We start from the raw sequence: 22,109 nt of genomic DNA on the forward strand, positions 1-22,109 counted from the left end.
ACAAGACCGCCGAGTCCTACCAAGCAGCCGTCACACTCGCCTCGCTCCTGATGTGGGCGTGACATTTGAAGACAACTCCTAGGGGCGCGGGGAACTGCGCGCCCAGCCACGACGCACCTGCAGCCGAACACACGCCGCCAGCCGCACGCAGTGCTGCACGCGCCGCCGGCCGCATGCAGTGCTACACGCGCCGCAGGACCGCCAGCAGCTCATCCACCAGCTCCTGGTCCCGCACCTGCGTAAGCCGCCCCCGCGCCGCCGCCGGCGCAAGCCACAGCACCCGGTCCACCTCACGGTTGGCGACGAAGTCACCCCCGGTCGCCTCGGCGGCCCAGTAACTGACCTGCTTGGGGCGGTCGTTGGCCACATAGCGGAGGGTCGTCAGGCGCGGCCCCGGCGCGCACCGGTGCCCGGTCTCCTCCTCGACCTCGCGCAGCGCCGCGGCGAGCGTGTCCTCGCCGGACTTCAGCTTGCCCTTGGGGTGCGACCAGTCGTCGTACTTCGGCCGGTGGACCAGGCAGATCTGCAGTCCGCCGTCGGCGGGCGAGCGGCGCCACAGCACGCAGCCCGCCGCGAGTACGGGGTCGGAGCCGGGGTCCGGGAACGTCGTGTGCACTGGGCCTCCTGTCGCGCGTAGCGGCCTCCGCCGGTCGAGCCGTCACGGAGTGCCGACCGTCTCCCTCATCCAGGCCCGCTGAAACGTGAACCTGGCCGCTTCCACTTCGTGCCGCTGGTCGGCGTGGAGCACTCCGAGCGCGTACGCCGTCGCCGGCGCGATCCGCGGGGTGCGGGCCGCCGAGGCCGCCGCCGCTGCCGCCTCCGCCGCGTCGCGATGCCGGTCCAGGGCCTGGCCCGCGTTCAACAGGCGGACGTCCAGCAGGACTTCGTCGCCGAACAGGACCTCGCGCGCATAGCGGTGCAGGCGCAGCAGGAGGCGTACCTGGTGCCAGGGGGCGTCCTGGGGCTGCGGGGCCGTGTCGGCGGAGAGGCCGTGGACGAGGGCCTCCGAGTTGTAGGGGTGGCCCGCGGAGACCAGGGGCAGTCCGGTGACGGCGTCGCGGAGGCGGTCCTCCGCGGCGGCGGCCAGCGACTTGAGCCCCGCGGAAGCCGTGCCGGCCGCGGAAGCCGTGCCGACCGTGCCGGCCGTCGTGGCCGTCGTCGCGGCCGGGGTGAGCGGGACCTCGCTGGCCAGCACGGCGACGTTGTCGGCGACGGCGTGGAAGCGGCTGGAGCCGAGGGCCTGGAGCGCGGCCGAGTGGGCGCGGGTCCGGGCGAGGGTCAGCTGGCGCTCCAGGAGGGCGCCCGCCTTGGCCGCGCCGACGGTCAGCTGGCCCTTCTCCTGCCGTACCTCGGAGGAGGCCTGCGAGGGGAAGGCCGCCGAGCCCGACAGCCGGTGCAGTGCCGCGAGCAGCCGCTCCTGGCGGGAACCGTAGGCGTGTTCGCGGGCCAGCGTCCCCGAGAGCCAGGCCAGTTCGGGGCGCATGGCCTCCGACCAGCCCTCGTCGAGGAGGGGCCGGAAGGTGTGCAGGGTGCCGCTGATGCGGCGGGCCGAGCGGCGCAGGGCGCGCGCCGCGTCCACGGCCTCCTTCGAGCCGTTCTCCCCCACGCTCGACTGCGCTCGCGCGGGGGAACCCCCACCCGCCACGCCACCGGTCTCCCGGTGCTGGCGCAGCGCGCGGAGGAACTCCGTGGCCTGGGCCCGGAGGTATGCCGCGAGGGCGTCCCCGGCCACGGGTCCGGCCGTCGGGTCAAGGTGTTGCTGTGCCACGCCGGCGCCTCCGGGCGTCTATGAGCATCTCCTGGACGTTGCGCAGGGGCTGGCCCTCGGCATCGGTCGCGTGCCGGGTCCATTCGCCGTCGGGGCCGAGGTGCCAGGAGGAAGTGGTGTCGGACATACCGGTCTCGAACAGCCGGTTGAGGGCCGACCGGTGGGCCGGGTCGGTGATCCTCACCAGTGCTTCGATACGCCGGTCGAGGTTGCGGTGCATCATGTCGGCGCTGCCTATCCACACCTCGGGCTCGCCGCCGTTGCCGAAGCCGAAGACCCGGGAGTGTTCGAGGAAGCGGCCGAGGATGGACCGTACGCGGATGTTCTCGGACAGGCCCGCGACTCCGGGCCGTACCGCGCAGATTCCGCGTACCCAGACGTCGACCGGCACGCCGGCCTGGGAGGCGCGGTAGAGCGAGTCGATGAGCGCCTCGTCCACCATCGAGTTGACCTTGATGCGGACATGGGCGGGGCGTCCGGCACGGTGGTGCTGGACCTCCTTGTTGATGCGCGCTATCAGGCCGTCGCGCAGGGACTTGGGTGCGACGAGCAGGCGGCGGTAGGTCTCGCGGCGGGAGTAGCCGGAGAGCCGGTTGAAGAGGTCGGAGAGGTCCGCGCCCACCTGTGGGTCGGCGGTCAGGAGCCCCAGGTCCTCGTACAGGCGGGCGGTCTTGGGGTGGTAGTTGCCCGTGCCTACGTGGCTGTAGCGGCGCAGGGTCTCGCCCTCCTGGCGCACCACGAGCGACAGCTTGCAGTGGGTCTTGAGGCCGACGAGGCCGTAGACCACGTGGCAGCCCGACTCCTCCAGTTTGCGGGCCCACTTGATGTTGGCCTGCTCGTCGAAGCGTGCCTTGATCTCGACGAGGACCAGGACCTGCTTGCCGGACTCGGCGGCGTCGATGAGGGCGTCCACGATGGGGGAGTCGCCCGAGGTGCGGTACAGCGTCTGCTTGATGGCCAGCACGTCCGGGTCCGTCGCCGCCTGCTCCAGGAACGCCTGGACGGAGGTGGAGAAGCTGTCGTACGGGTGGTGCAGCAGGACGTCGCGTTCGCGCAGGGCCGCGAAGATGTCGGGCGGGGACGCCGACTCGACCTCCGCGAGGTCGCGATGGGTGCCCGCGATGAACTTCGGGAACTTCAGCTCGGGTCGGTCGAGGGCGCCGATGCCGAAGAGGCCGGTGAGGTCCAGGGGGCCGGGGAGCGGATAGACCTCCGCCTCGGAGATCTTCAACTCCCGTACCAGCAGGTCCAGTACGTAGCGGTCGATGGACTCCTCGACCTCCAGGCGCACCGGCGGGCCGAAGCGGCGCCGCATGAGTTCCTTCTCCAGGGCCTGGAGGAGGTTCTCGGCGTCGTCCTCCTCGACCTCCAGGTCCTCGTTCCTGGTGAGGCGGAACGTGTGGTGCTCCAGGACCTCCATACCGGGGAAGAGCTCCTCCAGATGGGCCGCGATGACGTCCTCGATGGGGACGAAGCGGTTCGGGGAGGCCTCCAGGAAGCGGGAGAGCAGCGGCGGCACCTTCACGCGCGCGAAGTGGCGGTGCCCGGAGACCGGGTTGCGCACGACGACCGCGAGGTTCAGGGACAGACCCGAGATGTACGGGAAGGGGTGCGCCGGGTCGACCGCGAGGGGGGTCAGGACCGGGAAGATCTGGTGGCGGAAGAGCGTGAAGAGGCGCGCCTGCTCCTTCTCGGACAGCTCGCTCCAGCGGACGAGGTGGATGCCCTCCTCGGCGAGCTGGGGCGCCACGTCCTCCTGGTAGCAGGCGGCGTGCCGGGCCATGAGTTCGCGCGAGCGGGCCCAGATCATCTCCAGCACCTCGCGGGGCTGGAGGCCGGAGGCCGAGCGGGTGGCCACGCCGGTGGCGATGCGCCGCTTCAGACCGGCAACCCGGACCATGAAGAACTCGTCCAGGTTGCTGGCGAAGATGGCCAGGAATTTCGCCCGTTCGAGGAGGGGAGTGTTCGGATCCTCGGCGAGTTCGAGGACCCGTTCGTTGAACGCGAGCCAACTGCGTTCCCGGTCGAGGAACCGGCCCTGCGGAAGCTGGACGCCGTCCTGCACCAGATCCTCGTACTCGTCGAGGTCGGCGTCGAGGTCGGGCTCCAGGTCGGAGACGTTCGCCGCCACGGTGTGCGGGCGGTGGGCGGCTATGGAACCGACGGACGGCTGCGGGTGCTGGACCTGCGCCTGGGCATTGGGCTGGTTCATGAACCCATTCTTCCGTGCCGGGCCGGAAACAGGCGCGTCGGAGAGAGCGGGCGGAAGCGCCGCGAGGAGGTGAGGGCTTCCGTTCCTCCTCTTCACGGAGGGCTCGCGCTCCGGCGGAGGCGAGGGCTCGGGCGGACCGGGGTTCATTGCCCGAGGGTCGCAAGCCTGTCTGAATCACTGGTTACGGCGACATGACGTGCGGGATATCGGGGGGAGGCCCCCCGACGTCGACATGGCGGACGCATACGCCCCAAGCCACCCCGGAGGGGCCGCACCCGTAAGGGGCGCGGGGAACGGCGCGACCGGCCCCCACCGGGCGGGCACATGCATCTGGTCCTGCCCCCCGGTATGCCGGTCGTCCAGCGGGGCCGCACCCGTAAGGGGCGCGGGGAACGGCGCGACGAGCCCCCACCGGACCGGCACATGCATCCGGTCCTGCCCCCCGGTACGCCGGTCGTCCAGCGGGGCCGCACCCGTAAGGGGCGCGGGGAACGGCGCGACCGGCCCCCACCGGGCGGGCACATGCATCCGGTCCTGACCCCCGTACGTCATCCAGCGGGGCCGCACCCGATAAGGGGCGCGGGGAACTGCGCGACCGGCCCCCAGCCCTGCGTTGAAGGGGAGTCCGGAGTTCCCCGGCAGCCTGGCATTCCCCGGCAGCCCGGTGTTCATACGGCGGATCCCGCGGCAGCGGTACGACACCGGAGCAGGACGAACGCCGCGGTGGCCGCGAGGGCGGCGATGCCGAGGACGATCCCGCTCTCGGCGAGCTGCAGGGGCCAGAAGTGGGACCGCGGGTGAAAGGTGGCCCAGACATCGGCGAGGTCGTTGTGCGCCAGGCAACTCCGCAGGTCGGCCACGCCGCTGTCGGCGTCGGCGCACGCCATGTTGTTGCCGATGCGGACACCCCCGTCGGTGATCACGCCGCGGTCCAGCTGAAGGGCCTGGTCCGGCAGTCTCAGGGTCTCGGCACCGGTGACCGTGACCGTGGGCCACATACTCGGCCGGTACTGATCGCCCAGATGGGTGATGGCGAACATGACGGCGACGGCGACGCCCAGGGCGGGCAGCGTGCGGCCGGCCACCAGGCCCGCGAGGACGCCGACGGCCAGTCCGCAGAGGGCGTACGCGAGGGCGGTGGTGCCGTTGGAGCGGAAGCCGTACGCGTCGAACCAGTCCGTCCACAGCAGTTCTCCGCCGCCGGCCCACATCAGGCGGTGCAGGGGGACCAGCAGGGCCGCGCCGGCGGTGACGAACAGCGCGGGGACGGCGAGTTTCGCGGCGAGCCAGCGGGCCGGGGAGACGGACTGGGTCCAGGCGAGATGCGCGGTGCCGTTCTCCAGCTCGCGGCCGATAAGGGCCGCGCCCGCCCAGGCGGCGACGAGCAGGGGGAGGAAGGAGACGACGAGGGTGGTGAGGGCTACGGCTGTGCTGTACCGGCTCAGCCAGGGGCCGCCGGGGAAGTGGCAGGCCTCGATGTCCCGCCGGCACTGTTCCTGGACGTCCGCGGAGGCGATCCCGTAACCCGGGCCGTACGCCGGGTGGCGGCGACCGTGAGCCGGGGCGACAGCGGCTTGGCCTGCGCGACGTAGGCGAAACGCCCACGGGCGCGGGCGGGCGTGGTGCCGAGGACCCTCACCGTGCCCTCGGTGGGGCGGGTCAGGCCCGCGGCCAGGGCGAGGAGCGTCGACTTGCCGTTCCGTTGGGCCCGACCAAGGCGCAGATCCGGCCCGCGGGCAGGCGGAGGGAACAGTCCCGCAGGACGTGGCCCCGCCTGCGCCGGTACCGCTTCCCCAGCCCGACCGCTACGAGCGCGGTCCTGTCGCCGTCCCTGTTCATCGCTCCCCCTCAGGGCACTTCTCGTCCAGTACGGAGGTGAAGAGCGCGGAGATGTCCTCGCGCTCCAGACCTTCCTCGCGTGCCTCGTCCAGCCACGCCGTCAGCTTCGAGCGCAGGGCGGTGTGGTCGGCGGGTGCGGAGCCCGGGGAGCGCCGCACGAAGGTGCCGAGGCCGCGTCTGGCCTCGACCAGGCCCTCGCGTTCCAGCTCGCGGTAGGCCTTGAGGACGGTGTTCGTGATGCACGGCCGGCTGCCTGTCAAGGTGGATCGGGCGGTCGCACGGTGAATCAGGGGTTCCGGAAACTTCCGGTGGATGCGTGAACCGATCCGTGGGGCTCGTGCGATGAGGGGGTGTGAGGGAAACGAGAAGCGACGGGGATCTGCTGCGGGCCATCGCGGCCGACGGTGACCGCCGCGCCTTCGAAGAGCTGTACCGGCGGTACGCGCCCTGGCTCGGAGCGAGGCTGCGGGGCCGCTGTTCCGACGCGGGGACGGTCGACGAGGTCGTCCAGGAGACGTTTCTCGCGGTGTGGCGCGGCAGCGCCCGCTACCGCGAGGAGGGCGACGTGGCCGGCTGGCTGTGGCGCATCGGCTCGCGGCGTCTCATCGACGCCCTGCGGGGCGACGGCGCCCGGGGCCGGATGCGGCAGGCGCTCGCGCGGCTGCGGCACCGCGAGGAGGAGTCCGCGGAGGAGCGCGTGCTCGCGGGGGTGGAGCACGGGGACCTCGCCGGCGCCCTGGTCCGGCTGTCGCCGGAGCTGCGGTCGGTCCTGCAGGCCACGGTCATAGACGGGCTGACCACCCGCGAGGCGGCCGTCCTGCTCGGCATCCCGCCGGGGACGGTCAAGACACGGGCACTTCGGGCCCGCAAGCAGCTGCGGGAGGAGTTGGCATGAGCGACGGCGACACGAACGGGGTCCGCGATCCGGGCGGGATGACCTGGCACGTCGCGGAGGACGACCTCCGGGCGTATGTACGGGGCGAGCTGGCGGCCCCGATGCTCTGGTCGGCCGACACGCACCTCATGGCCTGCGAGCGCTGCCGGGCGGTCCTCGCCGAGGTGGGCGACCCGGCCTCGCTGGACGAGGGATGGGAGCGGCTCGACGCAGAGCTGGACGTGCCGCGACCGGGTTTCCTGGAGTCGCTGCTCGTCCGGGTCGGGGTGGCCGACCACACCGCGCGACTGCTGGCCGCGACGCCGGTGCTGCGCCGGTCGTGGCTGAGCGCACTCGTCGCCGTGCTGTTCTTCACGGTGATCGCGACCAGTTCCGTCGGGGCGCCCGACAGCCCGGCGATGTTCCTCGCCCTGGCCCCGCTGCTGCCCCTCGCCGGGGTCGCGCTGTCGTACGGGCCGGTGCTCGACCCGACGTACGAGATGGCCGTGGTGTCGCCGATGCACGGCTTCCGGCTGCTGATGATCCGCACGGTGCCGGTGCTGGCTGCCGCGCTCGCCCTGAACGGCCTGGCGACGCTCGCGCTTCCCTCGTACGGACTGCGCGCCCTGGCCTGGTTGCTGCCGGCGCTCGCGCTCACCTCGACCGGGCTCGCGCTGACGCCCCGGCTGGGCCCGGTCCTCGCGCCGAGTCTGGTCGGCGGTACGTGGATCGCCGTACTGCTGATCGCGCAGCGGACGACCTCCGAGGGGACTCTCGCGCCCTACACGGTGGCGGGGCAGAGCGTCGCCGCCGCGGTCGCCGTGCTCGCCGCCGGGCTCTTCTACCTCCGCCGCGACCGCTTCGACTCGACCTCCGCGCGCACGCCGTTCGCGGGCTTCACAGGCTTCACGGACGGGGGAGCGCCGTGATGTCGGTCGCCTGGCGCAGACGCTTCAAGCTGGTCGGAGCCGCACTGCTGATGATCGCTTCAGTTCTCCTCAAGGTGCTCTACTTCGCGGTCCTGGTCCTCCTGGCCTTCTCCTCCGGCAAGCGGGGCTCGGCCTCCTCCTCTTCCTCCTCCGGCGGGGGTGACGGGTGAGGGACCTCCGCCCCCTCGCCCTCGTCCTCGCCCTCCTGCCTTCGCTCTCTTCCACGGGATCCACTGGAGTCACGCATGTCTGACCTTTCCCCGGTACGGCCTTCGGTACCGACGGTGTCCGCCGCCGGGCTGACCCTCCGCTACGGAGGAACGGCCGCCCTCGACGACGTGTCCGTGCGGTTCGGCGAGGGCGTCACCGGGCTGCTCGGGCCCAACGGGGCCGGAAAGACCACCCTGTTGCGGGTCCTGGCCACGGCCGTGCCCCCGGACAAGGGAGCGTTCACGGTGCTCGGCAACGACCCGGGCACGTCGGCCGGACGGCAGGAGGTGCGGCGCGCGCTGGGCTATCTGCCGCAGGCGCCCGGTTTCCACCCGGACTTCTCGGCGTTCGAGTTCGTCGACTACGTGGCGATCCTGAAGGAGCTGACGGACCGCATGGCCCGGCACCGCGAGGTGCGGCGGGTCCTGGACGCCGTCGCGCTGTCCGACGTACGGAGCAAGCGGATCAAGAAGCTCTCCGGCGGGATGCGTCAGCGGGTCGCGCTGGCCGCCGCCCTCGTAGGAGATCCCGGTTTCCTGGTCCTCGACGAGCCGACCGTCGGCCTCGACCCCGAGCAGCGTGTGCGGTTCCGGGAGTTGATCGCCCGGGCGGGGGAGGGGCGAACCGTGCTGCTGTCCACCCACCAGACCGAGGACGTCGCGATGCTCTGCCACCGCGTGATCGTCATGGTCCGTGGCCGGGTCCGCTTCGAGGGCACCCCGGCCGAGCTGACCGCACGGGCGGCCGGGCGGGTGTGGAGCAGCACCGAACGCGACCCGGGCGCGTGGGCCGGCTGGCGCACGGGCACGGGCTCCTTCCGGAACGTCGGTGAGCCCCCGGAGGGCGCCGACCTCGTCGAACCGACGCTGGAGGACGGCTACTTGCTCACCCTCGACGGGGAGTCCTCGGAGGTGACGGCCGCATGAGCACCGTACTGGAGACACCCGCGCGGACCGCCGGGCCGACGCATCCGCCACGTTCCTGGGCGGCCGTGTTCGCCCTCGCCCGCTTCGAGGCGCGCGAGCTGCGGATGAACATGTCCTTCCTCGCCCTCGCGGTCCTGTACATGATCTGGATCGTCTGGCAGACCACCCAGAGCCAGAGCGACTTCCCGATACTGCAGAACGTCGACCGCGGCACGCAGATGATGCCGGTGCTGATCGGGCTGGCCGTCATGCTCAACGTCAACCGCGCGGTCCTGCGCTCCCGCCGGCGTGACACGGACCGGCACTTCGACGTCCTGGTCGTCGAGCCCTGGCGGCGCACGATCGCCCATGTGCTGTCCGCCGTCCCGGCGGCCCTGTTCACGGCCGTGTGCGTGACCGTCCAGTTCACCTGGGCCGCGCTCAAGCCGGGCGCGGCCGGACACGGTTCGCCCGCCGAACTCGCCGTCGGCCCGCTGACGGTCCTGCTGTTCGGAGTCCTGGGCGCGCTCTTCGGCCGCCTGTTCCTCTCCGTCTTCGCCGCGCCGATACTTCTCGTCCTCCTGCTCTTCACGGAGGCGTTCGTGGCGCCCCCGTCCGGAAGCAACTGGGTGAACTGGCTGTACCCGGTGGTCTCCGAGAGCGGCTCCGACTCCTTCCCCTCCGATCTGCTGAGCCGTCCCGCCGCCTGGCACGCCCTGTACCTCATCGGGCTCGCCCTGTCCGTCGCCCTGCTCGCGGTGCTGGTCAGCGGCGGCCGTTCGACGGTCGTCAAGGTGGCCGTCGCGGGATCCCTCGCCCTCACGCTGGTGGGCGTGGCCGGCCAGTCCGGCGGCACCCCGCCGGGGTCGACACCGGCCCGCGAGCGGGCGTCGGTCACCCCGGAGGAGATCCGTAAGTGCGTCGAGCACGGCAGGTCCTCGTACTGCGCCTTCCCCGAGTGGACGGGCCGCACCACCGACTGGGCCGCCGTGGTCGACCGCGTCCAGAACCTCGCGGGCGGCAGGGCGGGCGGTGAGCGGCTGACCGTGGACCAGCGCCTCGACGCCCGCTACGGCCTGGAGTCCGACAGCACGCTCTCCCCGTCCACCGAGCCCGGCCATGTGACCGTCCGCACCGACTGGGGCGGCAACCGCGTCCCCGAGTTCGCCGTCGCCGTCGCGTCGGTGCTGGTGGCGGGCGACGAGAAGGCGGGCAGCGAGGTCTGCGACGCCCGCGTGGTGACGGTCATGTGGCTGGCGCTGGGCGGCGATTCCGACCCGATCTCCGCGTTGCGCAACGTCCGCCTCGACGACAGCGACAAGGGTGCCGCCATCGTCCTGTCACCCACCGAACCCTTCTCGATGAGCGCCGAACAGACGCGAATCGTCGTGGAGTTGCTCAAGAAACCGCGTTATGACGTGGCCGGCAAGGTGAAGGCCAAGTGGACGGAGCTCACCTCACCCAGGACGTCGATGGCGCGGGTGGCGGAGATCCTGGGCGTGCCGGCCGCGGGCAAGACGACGGACGGTGACTCGTGCGACAGGTGACGCTCATGACGCGCGCTCTTCTCCCGCCGGTGTGGCGCGCGCTGCCCCGGCGCGCGCTCGCGGCAGCCACCGCCGTGGGACTGTTGCTGGCGGGCATCCCGCGCCTGCAGTCCGGCCTGCCCGATCCGCTGGTCGGCCTCTACGCGCTGCGGGCCGCAGCGCTCGCCTTCGCCCTGGGCCTGGCGTTCCTGCTGGACGACCCGGCCCGGCACATCACCTCGGCGGTGCCGGCCCGGCGCCCGGTGCGGGTCGCCCTGCGCGTGGCGCTGGTCGCCCCGTGGGCCGTGCTCTGCTGGACGACGGCACTGCTCCTCGTACCGGAGGAGTCCCGCCCACCGGCCGGCGCACTCACCCTGGAGGCGGCGGCCACGGCGGTACTGGCCCTCGCCGCGGCGACCCTGGTCATACGCCGCACGCAGGCCACGGAGCCAGGAGCGGCGATATCAATGTGGCTGCTGGTCACGGGGGTTACGGCGGCCCTGTTGCTGCCGCCCGACTGGACCCTGTTCGTGGCCCCGGACGACCCCCGCTGGCAGTCCACCCACGACCGCTGGGCACTGCTGCTGACGGCGGCGGCGGTAGTGGGAGCGAGGGCATGTGCGGAGCCAGTCCGAGCAGGACCGAGGCTGCGCCCCCTCAGGACGGCGCCCTCAAGGGGCGCCCTTTAGGGGCGCGGGGAACGGCGCGACAAGCCCCCACCGGCCAGGACTCACCGGCCAGGACTGTCCGGCCAGGACTGTCCGGCCAGGACTGTGCATCGAACCGTCGTCGTCCCGTCCGTTCAGGACTCAGTCCGATACATGAGGTCCGTCTCGTGCACCACGAAGCCCAACCGTTCGTACACAGCCACCGCGGCCAAGTTGTCCGCATCGACGTACAACATCGCGTCCGGCACCCCGACACCCGCCAAATGCCGGAGGCCGACCGCGGTGAGGGCCTTGCCCAGCCCACCCCCCTGCGCATCGGGCCGCACCCCGACGACGTACACCTCGCCCAGCCCCTCGGCCTCGTGGACCTTCGTCCAGTGGAAGCCGACCAGTTCGTCGCCGCGGAAGGCGAGGAAGAACCCGGCCGGATCGAACCACGGCTCGGCCTTGCGCGCGTCGAGGTCCCGCTGTCCGAGAGAGCCCTGCTCGGGATGGTGCGCGAAGGCGGCGGCGTTCGCGGCGAGCCAGGCCGCGTCGTCCTCGCCGGGCACGAACGTACGCACCCGCACGCCGTCCGGGAACGTCGGCTCGGGCAGGTCGAGCCCGGTCAGGGGCCGTCGCATCTGACGCAGTTCGCGGAACAGGGCGAGACCGAGGACCTGGGCGAGATGGCGGGCCGCCGCATGCCCGCCGTGCGCCCACACCCGCATCCGCTTGCCGGACTCGGCGAGCAGCGCGTTGCCCAGCGCCCGCCCGTGCCCGTGCCCCCGGTGCGCCGGGTGGACGACCAGTTCGGCGGCGGGCGCCTCGACGGGATCGGTGTCCTCCAACTGCGCGTACCCGACGAGCAGACCCTCCGTGCTCAGCAGCAGATGGCGGATTCCGTCCTGTGCCTCACCGCGCAGGTGCAGCCGGCCCTGTTCGGACACCGCCTGCTGTCCGTCGGTCCGGGCGGCCTCCGAGAGGAGTGCGAGCACGGCCTCGGTCCGCTCGGGGGTCAGCGCGGTGAGGACGTCGATGGAGCGGGCCGTGGGAGTACCGCCCTGGCCGAGCGAGGCCGAGAGCTTGCGGGCAGCCGGTGCGGTGTCGTCGCTGGTCATGGGTACGAGGGTACGGCGTGTCCGGTTCATGGCGAAGTGGCCCGCCAAGGGCACCGGGAGGAGTGTGCGGCCAGGGGGCGGCCGATGCGCAGCCCGTACGTGGCCGGTACGCGACCTGTCCGGTTCGTGGTGAAAAACCCCTCGTGGCAACCAGTCCGTAACCCCGAACCCCCTGTCGCGCTACGCGCGTTGACTCTAGGCTGCGCCGGGACGGGGCCCACATATCAGCCGACCCACAGGGGGGCACATGTCAGCCATACCTCAGCCGTTCCGCCCAAGACGCCGCACCACCCGCCTCCTCGCGGGCGTCGCGGGCGTCGCCACCATCGGCGCGCTGGTCGCGGCGCTTCCCGCGTCCGCGTCCGCGGGCGAGTCGGCGAAGAAGCACGGACACCAGAGCCCGTCCCGCTACCAGGACGTCCAGCTGCTGTCCTTCAACGACCTGCACGGCAACCTGGAGCCGCCGTCCGGCTCCTCCGGCCGGGTCACCGAGATCCAGCCCGACGGCACCAGCAAGACGATCGACTCGGGCGGTGTCGAGTACCTGGCGACGCATCTGCGCCAGGCCCGGCAGGGCAACAAGTACTCCGTCACCGCGGCGGGCGGTGACATGGTCGGTGCCTCGCCGCTGATCTCGGGTCTCTTCCACGACGAGCCCACCATCGAGGCGCTGAACAAGCTCGACCTCGATGTGACGAGCGTCGGCAACCACGAGTTCGACGAGGGTGCGAAGGAACTGGGCCGTCTGCAGAACGGCGGCTGCCACCCCACGGACGGCTGTTACGTCAAGGGCAAGAAGTTCAAGGGCGCCGACTTCCCGTACCTCGCGGCGAACGTCCTCGACGAGAAGACCAAGAAGCCGATCCTCAAGCCCTACTGGGTGTGGAAGAAGAACGGCGTGAAGATCGGCTTCATCGGGGTCACGCTTGAGGACACCCCGGGAGTCGTCTCCGCCGAGGGCGTGAAGGGCCTCAAGTTCAAGGACGAGGTCGAGACGATCAACAAGTACGCCAAGGAGCTGGAGAAGCAGGGCGTCAAGTCGGTCGTCGCGCTGATCCACGAGGGCGGGCTGCCGGCCTCGGCCGCGTACAACTACGACTGCGACTCGCCCGGTGGCGGCGACGGCATCTCCGGTCCCATCGTGGACATCGCGAAGAACGTCACGCCGAAGGTCGACGCGCTGGTCACCGGTCACACGCACGCCGCGTACGCGTGCACGATCGACGACCCGTCGGGCAAGCCTCGTACGGTCACCTCGGCGGCGTCCTTCGGGCGGCTCTACACCGACACGACGCTGACGTACGACCGCCGGACCGGCGACATCGCCCGGACCGCCGTCGCCTCCGCGAACCACGTGGTGACGCGTGACGTGGCCAAGGCCCCGGACATGACCGAGCTGATCACCAGGTGGAACACCCTCGCGGCGCCGATCGGCAACAAGCCCATCGGGTACATCTCCGGTGACATCACCAACGTCGGCACCGAGTCCCCGATCGGCGACCTGATCGCCGACGCGCAGCTCGCGTACGGCAAGGAGCTGGACCCCGAGACCGACCTCGCGCTGATGAACCCGGGCGGTATCCGGGCGCCCCTGACCTACGCGTCCAAGGGCACCGAGGGCGACGGAGTGGTGACGTACGCGGAGGGCTTCACCGTCCAGCCGTTCGCCAACACCGTGAACCTGCAGAGCTTCACCGGCGCCCAGGTCGTGCAGGTGCTGAAGGAGCAGGTCAGCGGTACGAACGCGACCTCGCCGAAGGTGCTGCAGATCTCGTCGGGCCTCACCTACACGCTCGACCTCACCAAGAGCGGCGCCGACCGGGTCGTCACCGAATCGGTCAAGCTGAACGGTGCCGCGATCGACCCGGCCGCCACCTACCGCGTCGCGACGAACAACTTCCTCGCGGGCGGCGGCGACGGCTTCACCACGCTGGGTCTGGGCACCGACGACCTGGTGGGCGACGACGACCTCGCGGCCCTGGAGAAGTACCTGCTGGCCAACTCCTCGGCGACGGCCCCGATCGCGCCGCCCGCGGCGAACCGCATCACCGTCGTCCAGTAGTGCAGCAGTCCGGCAGTCCGGCAGTCCGGCGCTCCCGCGGTCCGGTCGTGAGAAAGATCGCGAACCGCAGGTAGGAGTTGCGGGTGGGGTTGGTACGCATGGTCGAATCGGGCGATGCGTACCCCCCACCCCATAGCGGCGCATGCCCCTCCGCATCCCCCACCCAACCCGTACGAGGAACTCGCCGCCCTCGACGACGGACCCCTGGACGACTTCCTCCGCGACGAGGAGCCCGCCTTCGCCGGAGAACCGGAGGAGTCGCGGTGGACGCCCCCGAACCACCGCAAGGGCTCCGGTGGCCGGCGCCGTCAGCGCCGCGTCCGCGGCCGCGGACGAACTCCCCTCTCCGCCCTGCCCCTTGCCGCCAAAACCGTCATCACGGTCCTCGTCCTCGCCGCCTTCCTCGCCCTCGGTGACCGCTGGGCACTCCTGTACGCGGAGCGCACGGCGGCCGAGAAGGTCCGGGACCAGCTGGACCTGCGGGCGACACCCGAGGTCGAGATCGACGGCTTCCCCTTCGTCACCCAGGTCCTCGACCGCCGGCTCGACTCCGTGTCGGTCACCGTCCCGGACGTGGCGGCGGACCGGATCTCGCTGGCGAAGGTCTCGGCCACGGCCACCGGGGTCCGGCTCGACGGCGGCCCGACCTCCCTGCGTGGCGCACGCGTCCCCTCGCTCGACGGCGAGGTGCTGCTCTCCTTCGACGACCTGAACCGTGAACTGGGCGCGTCCCAGGTCACGTTCACCGGTCACGGCGGCGACGAGGTGCGGGCGCGCGGCACCCTGCCCGTCGCCGGGCACGATCTGCGGCTGCGGGCCGACGCGCGGATCCGGCGGGACGGGGAGCGCGGCATCTCGACCGAGGTCGGCGGTATGCGGCTGGACATCGGCGACCTGGCCACCTTCCGCCCCGGCGCCCGTGAGTCCGAGGGCCTGCACCTGACCCGTGAGTCCGCCGCCCGCCTCGCGAAGGAGAAGCGCAGGGCGAAGGAGCTGCTGTCCGTGCCGGCGATCGCCGAGCGGCTGGGCGTGCCGGACAGCGCGGTGCGGGCCGCGTTGCGCGACGACAACGGCTTCGCCGAGTTCACCGGCTCCCCGAAGTTCGTCCGCGAGCTCATGAAGGTCAACCTCGTCGATCTCGCCGTGGACCATCCCGCGCTCCTCAAGCGCCTCGGCTTCGACCCGGCGCTCCTCGACGGCCTCTCCCGCCTCACGCGCCTGGCCCTGGTCGACCGCCTCTCCATCGGCTTCCGGCTCCCGAAGCCGCCCCGGGGCGACCTGCGGCTGCGGGACGTACGCGTCCACAAGGACGGGATCAGCGTGCGGGTGACGGGCGAGGGGCTCGCCGTCGGGGCAGCGGTGGACAAATAAGCTCCGGGTGAGCGGCGTAATAAATTCTGTGTGAATAGGGAACTGGTTCCCGACTCCGTCTGAAAACCGTCTCAGCTGCAATTCATCGAGGTCTCAGTGGATTTGGCGATTTCTTCCTCTGCGCTCCCGTAGTGTTTTCCATGTCGAGCCGAACAGGGCTTACGGCAAAAGAGAAGACCCGCAGACGAAAGAGGAAATCCCATGAGCTTCCACAAGGTCACCCCGGTCCGCAAGTCCCGCAAGGCCGCCCCGGCCGCCAAGAAGCAGGCCGCGAAGCCCGCGCCGAAGCGTGCCGCCAAGCAGCGGCAGAACCGCCGCCCGGTCGGCAACAAGTAGGCGACGCCACGAGGCGGGGCCCCCGGATTCGATCCGGGGACCCCGCCTCGGCCATTTCCCGGACCCGGGAAATGGGAGACAACCGGGCAGGGAAAGGGAATTGAACGCCATGCGGGAAGTACGGGAGGCATTCACGCGTTTCTGGCCGCTGACGCGCGGCGACCGCCGATGGCTGTCGCTGATCATCGCCTGCGTGATCGTGTCCGCGCTGGCGGAGACGGCGTCGATCCTGCTCTTCGCGGAACTCACCGACCACGCGCTGCGGGCCGGTTCGCTCGACGCCTTCTGGGGCCCGGCCGGTGCCTGGCTGGCGGTGGCCGTGCTCGGCGCGGTCGTCGGCTATCTCGGCAACTCCCTCGCCATCCGTACGGCCGAGAGATTCGTACTGCGGCTGCGCGCGGGAGTCTTCCGTCATGTCCAGGACCTGCCCCCGCACTTCTTCCAGCAGTACCGCCGCGGCGACCTGGTCGAACGGCTCACGGGTGACGTCGAGGCCATTGAGCAGATGGTGGTCTCGGGCGCGGTGGGAGCGGTCTCGGCCGCCTTCTCGGCGGTCTTCTACTCCGCCGCCGCACTCTGGCTCCGCTGGGACCTCGCCCTGGTCACCTTCCTCCTCGCACCCCTCTTTCTCGTCGCGGCCCGACGCTTCGCCGGCCGCGTCCAGGGGGCCGCCAGGGACGAGCGGACCGCCGACGGCGCGATCACCTCGGTCGTCGAGGAGTCCCTCGGCAACATCGTGCTCACCCAGGCGTACAACCGGCGCGGGGCGGAGGAGAAGCGACTCGACCGCGAGGCGCGCGCCTGGCTGCGGGCGAGTGTGCGCGGGGCCCGCGCGAGCGAGATGTACGAGCAGTTCGTCGAGGTCGTCGAGACGCTCTGCGTCCTCACGGTGATCGGGCTCGGCGCCTGGGAGATCGCGCAGGGCCGGATGTCGCTCGGGCAACTGCTCGCCTTCGCCGCGTTCCTCGGCTACCTCTACCCGCCGATCCGCGACCTCGGACAGCTCGGCCTGGCCCTGACGGCCGCGACCGCCGGAGCCCAGCGGCTCCAGGAGATCCTGGACACCGAGCCGGCCGTCACCGACCCCGCCGCCCCGGTAGGGGAGTGGCCCGTACGGGGCTGGGTCTCCTTCCACCACGCCTCCTTCCGCTACCCGGGCGCGCGGCGCGACAGCCTGCACGAGGTGTCGTTCACCGCGCGGCCCGGCGAGTTCGTGCTGGTCACCGGCCCGAGCGGGGCGGGAAAGTCGACCCTCACCAAACTCCTGACCCGTTTCTACGACCCCTCCGCGGGGGCGATCCGCCTGGACGGCGTCCCGCTCACGGACATAACCCTGGAGTTCCTGCGCGAGAACGTGGCCCTGCTGCCCCAGCAGACCCTGGTCCTGCACGGCACGATCCGCGAGAACATCGCGTGCGGGCGGCCGGGCGCGACGGACGAGGACATCGAGCAGGCCGCACGCGACGCGGACGCCCACGCATTCGTCCGCTCCCTGCCCGACGGGTACGAGACGCTGATCACGCCCGGCACGGCCGTGCTGTCCGGCGGGCAGCTCCAGCGGGTGGCCATCGCCCGCGCGATGCTCCGGGCCGCCCCCGTCCTCGTACTCGACGAACCGACCGCCGGCCTCGACGCACTCGCCGCACGCCGGGTCGTACAGCCGTTGCGGCGCCTGGTGTCCGGCCGGACGACCGTGATGATCACCCACGATCTGACCCTCGCACCGGACGCCGACCGGATCCTGGTCGTGGACGGCGGACGCCTGGTGGAGCAGGGCACGCACGAGGAACTGCTCGCGTACGGGGGTACGTACGCGCAGTTGGCGGGCCCGCTCCCGACGGAGACGACCCTGCCGCTGCTGCAGCCGAGCCCGTAGCTCCGGCTCCCCGGGTCAGGAGGCGGTCGGGGTCCAGGTGCCGAGCCAGTCCGCGACCTCCTGGCCGGTGGCCTGGGCGTCGGTCAGCTGCGGGCGGTTCGTGCTCGCGGCGCCCGAGCCGGGACCGGTGTTCCTGTACTCCGCGAAACGGTCGTCCTTCCAGGAGAAGCCGCCCATGTCCACCCACGGGGTCGACCGCACGGCGGCGCTCAGCGTGGAGTCGCGGACGGTGGCCTGCGGGTCGAGGGTCGCGTCGCCGCCCGCGTGCCAGTTGCGGCCGAGGTAGAAGGTCCCGGCGGACACGTCACCGTTCACCGTCGAGCGGTTGATCAGGATGCCCTTGCGGTCGGCCGCGGTGCTGGGAGCGGTGATGTACCCCGCCGAGCTGCCGTCCCAGCGTTTCTTCAGGGTGATCACCGACTGGTCGATCACGGCGGTGGCGCGGCCGAAGATGAAGTCGACGTTCCCGATGACATAGGAGTTGCGGACGTAGACGCGGCCGAGCTTCTCCTTGGCGGCGGTGTCGAGGAGCAGGGTGTCCTGGTCGCCCTCGACGATCACGCCGTCGAGGAAGACCTGGTCGGCGGCGGTGCGCAGGGCCACGGCCTGGAGACCGCTGAGGCTCTGGTTGGCGCCCTCGTCGAAGTCGTTGGAGAGCGTGAGGTTACGGGCCTGGAAGTCGTCGGCCTCCACGGCGACGGTGGCGCTGCCGCTGGTCCCGTACGTACCGCCGCCGGGTTTCGCCGTCCCGGACGCGTTGTTGTAGACGATGACGGTGTCCTTACGGCTGGCGCCCGAGCCCTGGATGGTCACGTGCGGCTTGTTCGACGGGACTTTCACCAACTCGCGGTACGTGCCCGGCTTGACGGAGATCACGACGCGCGAGGCGTTGTTCGCGGGCACGGCGTTCACGGCGGCCTGGACGGTCGTGTACATCCCGCTGCCGTCCTTCGCGACGGTGAGGGTGGTGGCTGCGGCGGCCCGGGCATGGACACCGGCGTCGGCTTCGGCGCCACTCGCCGCGTTCGCGGTGGAGGCGACCAAGGCCAGCGGGACGCCGACGATCACGGCGGTCCTCAGCCTGCGGGGGCGGGCCTTGCTGCGGTTCACAGTCACGGGCGGCTTCCGTTCGTGTGGGGGTGGGGGGAGCCGGTCGGTTGCTGGTCGCCGCTCGCGGCGGAAAGGTTGCCGGGCACGGAGACCGACAGGGTGCGGCGGCAGGGAGATCGACTGGGTGCGGCGGCACGGAGACCGGGCGGGGCGCGGTGGCACGGAGACCGGCCGGGTGCGGGCGGCGGTGCCGGCCGCCGGGCTCTGGCATGTGCTCCCGTCATGCTTCCGCGCGCCTGCACCGGGTGACCGGTGCGCCGGTACGCGACCGCCCGCCGCCTCGTTCATCCCTGGGACGGCAGGGTGCGAACACGGGGGCGGGTCATGCGGGGGGCACGGGTACAACGGCGGGTCGGACTGGGCATGGGCGCCGCGGCCCTGCTCGCGCTGGCCGTCGCGCTGGCGGGCGGCGGCGGTCCCGACCGGACGTCGATGTGGATCTCCGCGGTCTCGGCGCTCGTCTCGGTCGGCGCCTTCCTGGCCGACCTGCTGCGCGAGGAGGCGGACCCCGGCACCGGCGCCGAGCGGCGGCAGCGGGCGGCCGGCGAACTCGCCGACGCGGTACGGCTCCAGTGGGAGGCGGAGGCACGGCTGCGGAGGTTGCAGGACCCGGAGCCGTTGAACGTGCGCTGGTACCGCGTCGGCCCGCCGCTCGCCGACCGTCCCCACCGCGTCCGGCACCACGGCGTCCGGCGACACGGCGGACCGGGGGAGTCGGGGCCCGAGGTCGCGCTGCCCGAACCGCGCGACGGCGACCAGCGGCTCGACCGGATCGTCGAGACGTTCATGGCGCTTCCCTCCCGGCGGCTGGTCGTACTGGGCGACCCGGGGGCGGGCAAGACCGTCCTCGCGGTGCGGTTCGTGCTCGGGGCACTCGCCGCCCGGCAGCCGGACGACCCGGTGCCGGTGCTGTTCCCCCTGGCGGGCTGGGACCCCCGTGCCATGGCCCTGCGCGACTGGCTGGCCGAGCGGCTGGCCGCGGAGTACCGGCCGCTGGCCGCCGTCACGCACGAGCGGACTATGGCACGCGAACTGCTCGACGCCGGGCTCCTGTTGCCCGTACTCGACGGGTTCGACGAGCTGCCCGCCCCGGTGCGCGGGACGGCGTTACGGCGCCTCAACGCCGAACTCGACGAACGCCTGCCCGTCCTGCTCACCTGCCGTACGGAGGTCTGGGCCCGGGCCGTGCGGACCGGCGACGTACTGACCGCCGCCGAAGTCGTACGCATGCGACCGCTGGACCTCTCCACCGCGCGCCGCTATCTGGAGGACACCGCCCGACCGGCCCCGCACGGCGCCACCCTCTGGACGACGGTGCTGGCGGACCCGCCCCCGCCCCTGGCGGAGGTCATGACGTCACCGCTGATGGTGGCGCTGGCCCGCACGGTGTACGGGGACACCTCGCGCGACCCGGCCGAACTGGCGGACACCGCGCGCTTCCCCACGGCCGGACATGTCGAGGAGCACCTGCTGGACGCCTTCGTCCCGGCGGCCTTCGGCGCGGCGGGTCCGGGCGGCACCTGGGGCCCGGACGCCGCCTTGAACTCGGAGATGCGCTGGAGCCCGGACGCGGCCCATCGCTGGCTCCGCCGGCTCGCCCGCGACTTCGGCCACCGGGGCACCTGGCGGCTGGCCTGGTGGGAGTTCCCGGCGGCGATGCCCCGGGCGCTGCGCGTGATCGGCCCCGCCGTACTGGCGCTGCTCGCCTCGGCGGCGCTGCTGGTGCCGCTGGCCAAATACGGCCGCGGGGTGGTCGCGAACTGGGACAGCGTGCCGTCGGCCGTCCTCAACTACGCGGGCATTCTGCTGGGTCTGTGTTTCGGACTGGCCCGGCTGCTGCCCGCCACGGCGCGGACTCCGCAGGGGCCACGCCAGTTGGCGCGGCTGGCCCTGACGATGGCCGTCGCCGCGACGGTGGTGGCGGTGGGCATGGGCCTGCTCGTACCGCCCCTGGTCGGTTCCCGGCTGGGCGCGGCGCTCACCCAGAGGCCCGCCTGGTTCCTCAACGGCTGCTGTTTCGGGCTGATCCTGTCGATGATGTTCGGCGTCGCGGGTCTGCCCCGGCGCCCTCTCCCGATGGGCCTGCCGTGGGCGGGCAGCCCGGGCGGTCCGCGGACCGTACGCGCGCTCGGCGCCGTCGTGGTCTTCGCCGGCCTCGCGGTCTACGGCTATTCCTACGGCTACGCACGGCAGGAGGCGGTCGTGCCCGCCCTCACCTGCCTCGGCGCGGGGCTGCTCCTCCTCCTCGCCGGACTGCGGCGCGGGGAGCGGACGGCGGTGCCGTACACCGGTCCGGGCGCGGTACTGCGCGGCTTCGGCAGGGGGCTGCTGCGGGGTTTCGTGGTCTGCACGCTCATCGGCGTCTGCGTGGGGGCGCTCGTGGGCTGCGTGGCGGGCGCGTTCGCCGCGGACCGGATCCGTTCGGCCGAGCCGCACGCGAGCGGTGAGGTGATCGAAGGCTGGCAGCTCCGTCGGACGTCCCACGGCGAGCGCTCGGTCCACTCGGTCGTTCCCGGGGAGTTCCTGCTGGTGGGGCGTAAGGGGCTGGGCGAGCCGTTCGCCGTGAAGGCGGGCGCCCGGATGTCGCGGGACGAGGAGCTCGGGACGTTCGAGGGGACACTGACGATCCACGAGGGGCAGGACGGTTGGACGACCGTCTGGCAGAGCGGTCCCCGCGCCTGGCAGGGCAAGCCGGTCGACGCCCACAACCTGGTACTCGCCCTGCCGTACGAGGCCAGGGTCTGGCTCGTACATCGCGGGGCCGGGACCGTCGTCCTCGACGCGGTGGGCCCGTTCGTGGCGTTCGGCGTCCTGATCGGTGCCATCGGCGGCTGCGCCTCCGGCGTCTACCGGGCCCTGAACACGCCGTCCGACACCATGCGCGCGGCCGGTCCGCTCAGCACCCTGCGTACCGACCGGGACGCCACGCTCGCCAGGAGCGCGATCGCCGCGCTCCTCACGGGCGGGGTGTGCCTGGCACTGATCTCGGCGATGCCACCCGGCGGCACGCTGGGCACCATGCACACCGAGGTGTGGGTCCAGGTCGGCACGTCCGCGCTCGCGCTGAGCGCCTGGGGCCGCCTCGGCCCGGCCAGAATCTGGCTGGCCCTCACCGGCCGGGCCCCCTGGCGGCTCATGACCTTCCTGGAGGAGGCGCACCGCCGCGGGGTGCTGCGGCAGTCGGGGGCACGTTACGAGTTCTGCCATCTGCGCCTCCAGCAGAGCCTGGCATCGACGGCGGACCCCGGGGCAGGAGCCGGCGGGCGGCAGCCGGGCGAGGATCAACTGCACGACGCGTACAGCCGCCGCGACGAGTGAACCCA

Annotated in this window: 17 protein-coding genes and 2 pseudogenes; 11 read left to right on the forward strand and 8 right to left on the reverse strand. The window is 72.1% G+C overall.

Going from position 1 to position 22,109, the window contains the following annotated elements; all coding sequences use genetic code 11:
* Positions 1–181: 181 nt before the first annotated feature.
* From ACH4DZ_RS25275 to ACH4DZ_RS25300, 6 genes and pseudogenes are all read right to left on the reverse strand, one after another.
* On the reverse strand, positions 182–616 hold the full coding sequence (locus ACH4DZ_RS25275; protein ID WP_398289596.1) for an NUDIX hydrolase: 435 nt from the start codon (positions 614–616) through the stop codon (positions 182–184).
* Between the two features lie 42 nt (positions 617–658).
* Positions 659–1,768 carry a CHAD domain-containing protein gene (locus ACH4DZ_RS25280; protein ID WP_398289597.1) on the reverse strand — a complete coding sequence of 370 codons (1,110 nt, stop codon included), beginning with the start codon at positions 1,766–1,768 and terminating at the stop codon, positions 659–661.
* A complete protein-coding gene (locus ACH4DZ_RS25285) occupies positions 1,749–3,980 on the reverse strand; it encodes an RNA degradosome polyphosphate kinase (protein ID WP_398289598.1) in 2,232 nt (743 codons plus the stop codon). Before ACH4DZ_RS25285 ends, ACH4DZ_RS25280 begins: the two co-directional genes overlap by 20 nt.
* A 668-nt stretch (positions 3,981–4,648) precedes the next feature.
* A complete protein-coding gene (locus ACH4DZ_RS25290; protein WP_398289599.1) occupies positions 4,649–5,191 on the reverse strand; it encodes a hypothetical protein in 543 nt (180 codons plus the stop codon).
* A 323-nt stretch (positions 5,192–5,514) separates the two neighbouring features.
* Positions 5,515–5,819: pseudogene (locus tag ACH4DZ_RS25295) on the reverse strand (ATP-binding cassette domain-containing protein); the annotation flags it as partial.
* A pseudogene (locus tag ACH4DZ_RS25300) lies at positions 5,816–6,052 on the reverse strand (GntR family transcriptional regulator); the annotation flags it as partial. The pseudogenes ACH4DZ_RS25300 and ACH4DZ_RS25295, both read right to left, overlap by 4 nt.
* A 119-nt stretch (positions 6,053–6,171) precedes the next feature.
* Here ACH4DZ_RS25300 and ACH4DZ_RS25305 point away from each other — a divergent pair.
* The 6 genes from ACH4DZ_RS25305 (at position 6,172) to ACH4DZ_RS25330 (ending at position 10,952) form a co-directional block, all read left to right on the forward strand.
* Entirely contained in the window at positions 6,172–6,714 is a 543-nt protein-coding gene (locus ACH4DZ_RS25305; protein WP_398289600.1) for an RNA polymerase sigma factor, read from the forward strand.
* Positions 6,715–6,752: 38 nt separating this feature from the next.
* The gene (locus tag ACH4DZ_RS25310) at positions 6,753–7,622 is read left to right on the forward strand and encodes a zf-HC2 domain-containing protein (protein WP_398289995.1); all 870 of its coding nucleotides are present in this window, start codon (positions 6,753–6,755) and stop codon (positions 7,620–7,622) included.
* A complete protein-coding gene (locus tag ACH4DZ_RS25315; protein ID WP_398289601.1) occupies positions 7,622–7,792 on the forward strand; it encodes a hypothetical protein in 171 nt (56 codons plus the stop codon). Before ACH4DZ_RS25310 ends, ACH4DZ_RS25315 begins: the two co-directional genes overlap by 1 nt.
* Before the next feature lie 75 nt (positions 7,793–7,867).
* Positions 7,868–8,758 (forward strand): ABC transporter ATP-binding protein, encoded by an 891-nt coding sequence (locus ACH4DZ_RS25320; RefSeq protein ID WP_398289602.1) that lies wholly within the window; start codon positions 7,868–7,870, stop codon positions 8,756–8,758.
* Entirely contained in the window at positions 8,755–10,284 is a 1,530-nt protein-coding gene (locus ACH4DZ_RS25325) for an ABC transporter permease (RefSeq protein ID WP_398289603.1), read from the forward strand. The genes ACH4DZ_RS25320 and ACH4DZ_RS25325 overlap by 4 nt, the downstream gene beginning before the upstream one ends.
* A 5-nt stretch (positions 10,285–10,289) precedes the next feature.
* Positions 10,290–10,952: an ABC transporter gene (locus ACH4DZ_RS25330; RefSeq protein ID WP_398289604.1), complete on the forward strand. Its 663-nt coding sequence runs from the start codon at positions 10,290–10,292 to the stop codon at positions 10,950–10,952.
* Positions 10,953–11,065: 113 nt separating this feature from the next.
* On the opposite strand, the gene mshD is transcribed toward ACH4DZ_RS25330, so the two are convergent.
* Entirely contained in the window at positions 11,066–12,031 is a 966-nt protein-coding gene (gene mshD / locus ACH4DZ_RS25335; protein ID WP_398289605.1) for a mycothiol synthase, read from the reverse strand.
* A 247-nt stretch (positions 12,032–12,278) separates the two neighbouring features.
* On the opposite strand from mshD, the gene ACH4DZ_RS25340 reads away from it, so the two are divergent.
* The 4 genes from ACH4DZ_RS25340 to ACH4DZ_RS25355 all read left to right on the forward strand — a co-directional run bounded on the left by ACH4DZ_RS25340 (position 12,279) and on the right by ACH4DZ_RS25355 (position 17,676).
* Positions 12,279–14,093, forward strand: a complete 1,815-nt coding sequence (locus ACH4DZ_RS25340) for a bifunctional metallophosphatase/5'-nucleotidase (protein WP_398289606.1) — start codon at positions 12,279–12,281, stop codon at positions 14,091–14,093.
* A gap of 114 nt (positions 14,094–14,207) precedes the next feature.
* Positions 14,208–15,464 (forward strand): DUF2993 domain-containing protein, encoded by a 1,257-nt coding sequence (locus tag ACH4DZ_RS25345; RefSeq protein ID WP_398289608.1) that lies wholly within the window; start codon positions 14,208–14,210, stop codon positions 15,462–15,464.
* 201 nt (positions 15,465–15,665) lie between these two features.
* Entirely contained in the window at positions 15,666–15,800 is a 135-nt protein-coding gene (locus tag ACH4DZ_RS25350) for a hypothetical protein (RefSeq protein WP_398289609.1), read from the forward strand.
* A gap of 109 nt (positions 15,801–15,909) precedes the next feature.
* Positions 15,910–17,676 carry an ABC transporter ATP-binding protein gene (locus ACH4DZ_RS25355; protein WP_398289610.1) on the forward strand — a complete coding sequence of 589 codons (1,767 nt, stop codon included), beginning with the start codon at positions 15,910–15,912 and terminating at the stop codon, positions 17,674–17,676.
* 15 nt (positions 17,677–17,691) lie between these two features.
* On the opposite strand, the gene ACH4DZ_RS25360 is transcribed toward ACH4DZ_RS25355, so the two are convergent.
* Complete coding sequence (locus ACH4DZ_RS25360; RefSeq protein ID WP_398289996.1) at positions 17,692–18,786, reverse strand: pectinesterase family protein; 1,095 nt, start codon at positions 18,784–18,786, stop codon at positions 17,692–17,694.
* Positions 18,787–19,110: 324 nt separating this feature from the next.
* Between ACH4DZ_RS25360 and ACH4DZ_RS25365 the strand changes: the two genes are divergently transcribed.
* Positions 19,111–22,104 (forward strand): NACHT domain-containing protein, encoded by a 2,994-nt coding sequence (locus ACH4DZ_RS25365; RefSeq protein WP_398289611.1) that lies wholly within the window; start codon positions 19,111–19,113, stop codon positions 22,102–22,104.
* Positions 22,105–22,109: the final 5 nt, after the last annotated feature.

The sequence above is a fragment of the Streptomyces sp. NPDC017991 genome (assembly GCF_044328075.1).
Lineage (GTDB): Bacteria > Actinomycetota > Actinomycetes > Streptomycetales > Streptomycetaceae > Streptomyces.

What these genes read in the sequence shown, in the direction of transcription:
- ACH4DZ_RS25320 (WP_398289602.1), top strand. Translation starts at nt 7,868, where the DNA reads ATGTCTGACCTTTCCCCGGTACGGCCTTCGGTACCGACGGTGTCCGCC.
- ACH4DZ_RS25330 (WP_398289604.1), top strand. Translation starts at nt 10,290, where the DNA reads ATGACGCGCGCTCTTCTCCCGCCGGTGTGGCGCGCGCTGCCCCGGCGC.
- ACH4DZ_RS25350 (WP_398289609.1), top strand. Translation starts at nt 15,666, where the DNA reads ATGAGCTTCCACAAGGTCACCCCGGTCCGCAAGTCCCGCAAGGCCGCC.
- ACH4DZ_RS25355 (WP_398289610.1), top strand. Translation starts at nt 15,910, where the DNA reads ATGCGGGAAGTACGGGAGGCATTCACGCGTTTCTGGCCGCTGACGCGC.
- ACH4DZ_RS25345 (WP_398289608.1), top strand. Translation starts at nt 14,208, where the DNA reads ATGCGTACCCCCCACCCCATAGCGGCGCATGCCCCTCCGCATCCCCCA.
- ACH4DZ_RS25340 (WP_398289606.1), top strand. Translation starts at nt 12,279, where the DNA reads ATGTCAGCCATACCTCAGCCGTTCCGCCCAAGACGCCGCACCACCCGC.
- ACH4DZ_RS25365 (WP_398289611.1), top strand. Translation starts at nt 19,111, where the DNA reads ATGCGGGGGGCACGGGTACAACGGCGGGTCGGACTGGGCATGGGCGCC.
- ACH4DZ_RS25290 (WP_398289599.1), bottom strand. Translation starts at nt 5,191, where the DNA reads ATGTGGGCCGGCGGCGGAGAACTGCTGTGGACGGACTGGTTCGACGCG.
- ACH4DZ_RS25285 (WP_398289598.1), bottom strand. Translation starts at nt 3,980, where the DNA reads ATGAACCAGCCCAATGCCCAGGCGCAGGTCCAGCACCCGCAGCCGTCC.
- ACH4DZ_RS25325 (WP_398289603.1), top strand. Translation starts at nt 8,755, where the DNA reads ATGAGCACCGTACTGGAGACACCCGCGCGGACCGCCGGGCCGACGCAT.
- ACH4DZ_RS25310 (WP_398289995.1), top strand. Translation starts at nt 6,753, where the DNA reads ATGACCTGGCACGTCGCGGAGGACGACCTCCGGGCGTATGTACGGGGC.
- ACH4DZ_RS25315 (WP_398289601.1), top strand. Translation starts at nt 7,622, where the DNA reads ATGTCGGTCGCCTGGCGCAGACGCTTCAAGCTGGTCGGAGCCGCACTG.
- mshD (WP_398289605.1), bottom strand. Translation starts at nt 12,031, where the DNA reads ATGACCAGCGACGACACCGCACCGGCTGCCCGCAAGCTCTCGGCCTCG.